Source organism: Calditerrivibrio sp. (genome assembly GCA_026415135.1).
In the GTDB taxonomy this organism is placed as follows: domain Bacteria; phylum Chrysiogenota; class Deferribacteres; order Deferribacterales; family Calditerrivibrionaceae; genus Calditerrivibrio.
Genome location: JAOAHS010000058.1, coordinates 1 through 4,342, shown reverse-complemented (window position 1 = coordinate 4,342; position 4,342 = coordinate 1). Strand labels below are relative to the sequence as shown.

At 37.1% G+C, this 4,342-nt stretch carries 3 protein-coding genes and 1 riboswitch; of the genes, 1 reads left to right on the top strand and 2 read right to left on the bottom strand.

Annotated elements, in window-relative coordinates; translation table 11 throughout:
* Positions 1-13: 13 nt before the first annotated feature.
* Positions 14-140: riboswitch (cobalamin riboswitch) on the bottom strand.
* Between the two features lie 99 nt (positions 141-239).
* Both N3C60_09360 and N3C60_09355 read right to left on the bottom strand, forming a co-directional pair.
* The gene (locus tag N3C60_09360) at positions 240-1,781 is read right to left on the bottom strand and encodes an ATP-binding protein (protein ID MCX8085113.1); all 1,542 of its coding nucleotides are present in this window, start codon (positions 1,779-1,781) and stop codon (positions 240-242) included.
* An 83-nt stretch (positions 1,782-1,864) separates the two neighbouring features.
* On the bottom strand, positions 1,865-3,280 hold the full coding sequence (locus tag N3C60_09355; protein ID MCX8085112.1) for a mannose-1-phosphate guanylyltransferase/mannose-6-phosphate isomerase: 1,416 nt from the start codon (positions 3,278-3,280) through the stop codon (positions 1,865-1,867).
* A gap of 363 nt (positions 3,281-3,643) precedes the next feature.
* On the opposite strand from N3C60_09355, the gene N3C60_09350 reads away from it, so the two are divergent.
* The coding region (locus tag N3C60_09350) for an AAA family ATPase (protein MCX8085111.1) at positions 3,644-4,342 on the top strand (699 nt) is incomplete at its 3' end.

Genomic DNA, 4,342 nt, shown 5'->3' with positions numbered 1-4,342 from the left:
TTATTTCGCAAAAGGGTATCCTGGCTTGCCTTCATCCTACTTGCCAGCCTTCCCACCTGTTTTCTTAGGCAGTGGCTATCTATGGCTTTCGTCCAGCTCACAGTTGCGGGACAGCGCCGGATTTACACCGGACTTCCCCTGATTTTGCGATTATAGATATTTTATCTAAATTTGATTTAAAGTCAATAAAAGTTTTAGCTGATTTTTCTTCAGCTATTTTTATACTTCATTACAAGATATTAGCACTTTTCCCACTCAAACTCTATTAGATTTTTCTCCTCTCTACTAAAGCTCATCCCTACAAGATATATCTCATCAAACCTACCCACATATTTAGACGCATACCCCTTAGACTTGATCTGGGATAACGCACTACCTCCTCCATCAAGCTCCAATACCTTAAACTCTATAATATAACACCTGTTATCATACATAATCGTCAAATCTATCCTACCCTTACTCGTATAATCCTCCGCCACCATATCAAAACCAGCTCCACTTAAAAAGCTATACACCACACTCGCATAATACCCCTCATAACTTGATATTTCATTGCTCCTATACCACTCATAAGGAATACTCGAAAAAAGTGCCCTGATAACCCCTTCAATACGACCAACATCCCCTCTCTTGAACAGATCATACAGCTCGTTATACAACCTACCCGATTCCACTTGCCTCTGGGTCAGATAGCCAGTTATATACCTATTTAGAGATACCTTCACCTCTTTGTTGGGATAACCAAGATAATATATACTACCCGTTGGGATCTGTTCATACCCCTTTATTGTAAGATAGCCAGTCTGAAATAAGAGATTCTCTGGCTCTATAAAGTCCACATCAAAGCTACCTATAAGGCTATCCATAGCTACCAGCTTCTCAAGTTTTGACATATCAAATCCCTTTTCCACCAACAGCTTTATTAAAAATGTTGGCGTACCTGTCTCAAACCAGTAGGGATGAAATTTACGCTTTGATAAATATAGTAAAATATCAAAGGGATTATATACAGACTCACCTAAAAAACTATACCCATTATACCAAGACCTTATTGCATCTATATCCTCACCTATAAGCTCCTTTTCAAATACACTATTAAGCTCACCTTCTGTATATCCACATATCGTACCATAGCCCTCATCAAGGGTGATATCATTTAATTGATTTAACCCAGAAAACAACGACACCTTCGAAAACTTACTCACTCCAGTGATAAACACAAACTTCACATAGGCATCAAGGGGCTTTATGACACTATAAAAATTCTTTAGCACCTCCCTTATCCTCACCGCCTCATCTTTGTTATCAAGTCTGTCAAGGATCGGCTTGTCATACTCATCTATCAGAACGACGACTTTCTGATTGTACTTTTTATGTGCCTCTATGATTAGCTTATTAAAAAGATACCTTACATCTTCACTATAAGAAAAATTGAGTCCAAGTTGAAGATAGTTAAACTCCATCTGTTGGACTATCCATCGTAAAAGATCGCTCTCATCCTTTGCCACCCCTCCTCCAAAATCTATATGCACCACAGGATAGCTCACACCCCAATCCCATTTATCACACAGGTAAAGCCCCTCAAACAGCTCCTTCTTACCTAAAAATGTCTGCTTTAGGGTATCTAAAAACAGAGACTTACCAAACCTACGGGGACGGGAGAGGAAATAGTATTTGCCTTCATTTACAAGCTTATCTACAAATAGGGTCTTATCAACATAATAATAGCTATCTTTACGGATCTCTTCAAAGCTCTGAATACCTATCGGAAGCTTTTTCATTCTCTTTTCCATATTATAATTTTACAGGGATTTTCAGCAATATTCAAACATATCCATACAAATTCAAGGTTAGATATTCTTATCTAATTTCTTTTATATCTATCCTCAAACCTCACGATATCATCCTCACCCACATATTCACCCACCTGTACCTCAATAATCTCAAGGGGTACTTTGCCGGGATTTATCAGCCTGTGTTTCATTGTCTTAGGTATATATAAGCTCTCATTTTCCCGCACAAATTTCTCCTTTAACTGACCCTCTTCATCCTCAAATACGACCAAAGCAGTCCCTTTAACCACAATCCAGTGTTCGCTTCTATGGTAATGCATTTGTAGGCTTAGACTTTCATTGGGACTAACGGTTATCCTTTTAATCTTGAACCGATCCTCTTCATCGAGCAGGGTAAACTTCCCCCACGGTCTGTAATCGGTGGTATGTATCTCTGTCAAGACTTTAGTTGTTGCCCCCTTTTTCAGGTGATTTACCAAGTCTTTTACCCTTTGACCTTCCCCTTTTTTAGCTATCAAAACAGTATCATCTGTCTCAACTACGATTAGATCTTCAACACCAATGGTAAAAACATGCCTGCTATCGGCAATGATTAGATTATTTTTTGAAGAGATATTTGAAACAGTTCCTTTTACTGCATTACCAGAATGATCCTTCTTTAAAACATCATACAACGCTTCAAACGAACCAACATCAGACCACTCAATATCCATAGGTAACACTGCGGCTTTTTCTGTCTTTTCCATTATTGCATAATCAATAGATATATCAGGCATTTCAGAAAAATTTTCCAACACCTCTTCATAGGACAGTTGATTTACCTTTTCATATATCTCAGAACTGTATAGCTTTAACTCTTCCAGAAAGACTTTCGCAGTAAAGCAAAACATTCCACTATTCCAAAAATGTTTCCCAGAATGTAAATATTCTATGGCTCTATCAAAGGAAGGCTTTTCATGAAATCTCTCTATCCTGAAGCCTTCACCAATTCTAATATTCGAATCTATTTCGATATATCCATAACCAGTTTCGGGTTTTGATGGTTTTATACCAAACGTAGCAATATAACCCTGAGCAGCAATATCGGCAGCAGAGTTAACATAAAGCAAAAACTTATCATCAGGAGTAATAAGGTGATCAGATGGTAAAACAAGAATAGGCTCATCCATCGATACCTTATCTTTTTCAATTAGGTACAACACACCAAGAGCAATAGCAGGTGCTGTATTTCTCCTTACAGGCTCGAGGAGAATTGGGATATCGTTTTCAGAGGTAAACTCTTTGAGTTGATTTTTGATATGAAATATATGATCTTTATTGGTAAGTATAATTATATCTTTTACATCTACTGATTTCAATGATCTTTTTACAGTTTTTTGAAGCAGACTTTCACCATCGAAAAGAGGTAAAAACTGTTTAGGAAATCTCTCCCTTGAGAGCGGAAACAGCCTCGTACCTCCACCCCCAGATAAAATGATGATTTTCATCCATATACCTCCTACAATTTTATTAAACATCGATCATTTATAGCATAAAACATGTACAAGTACCTGTCAATGAAAGTTTTGCAATTACAAATTTGTCCTATTAAAGGTTTATCTAACTTTGAGAAAATAGATGGTATCACCATAATCCAGATACTAACTACAAAGGCATGACATAGCAACAATTATGAAAACTCAACCAAAGTGATTTGCTTTAAATCGGACCAATGAGGAGCTGCCAGAAAACAACTATACGGTAAAAATATGTGATAATCTTTGGCTCAAAAAAACATATATGTTCATGATCAATTAATCCCATCTAAAACAAAATATTGCATACTAAAAAACTATTGATATAATATAGCCATGAAGAAAAGATTACCCATAGGTGAATCCAATATTGCCAACCTCATAAACGAAGGTTTTTTGTATGTGGATAAGACGTATTATATCTATAAACTGCTTATCTCATCCAAATACCATTTCCTCTCCCGCCCCCGTAGGTTTGGTAAGTCTTTGCTGGTATCCACACTGGAGCAGGTCTTTAAAGGGAACAGGGAGTTGTTCAAGGGGCTATGGATAGAAAAATCTGATTACGATTGGGAAAAATACGTTGTCATTAAATTTGACTTTAACACCATCTCACTGGACAATCCAGATATCCTTGTAAAGGCTATAGAGTTTAACCTATCTCAAAAGGCTGAAGAGTTTGGTTTATCCATAAAAGGGACAGGTATAAAGGAGCAGTTTGTAGATTTGGTAAATAAGGTCTACAAGAAATATAGATCATCTATTGTGGTGTTGATTGATGAATACGATAAACCAATCATCACCCATTTGGGTTTAGGTGAAGATCGACTTGAGATAGCTAAGGGTAATAGAGATATACTTAAAAGTTTCTATGGTACCCTAAAGGGTGCAGATGTGATCGAGAAGCTTAGGTTTGTTTTGCTTACAGGGGTGAGCAAGTTTTCTAAGACTGGGGTCTTTTCTGAACTCAATAATCTTTTTGATCTTACGATGGATAGTAATTACTCAGCTATGCTTGGGATAACTGATGAGGAG

What these genes read in the sequence shown, in the direction of transcription:
- N3C60_09360 (MCX8085113.1), bottom strand. Translation starts at nt 1,781, where the DNA reads ATGAAAAAGCTTCCGATAGGTATTCAGAGCTTTGAAGAGATCCGTAAA.
- N3C60_09355 (MCX8085112.1), bottom strand. Translation starts at nt 3,280, where the DNA reads ATGAAAATCATCATTTTATCTGGGGGTGGAGGTACGAGGCTGTTTCCG.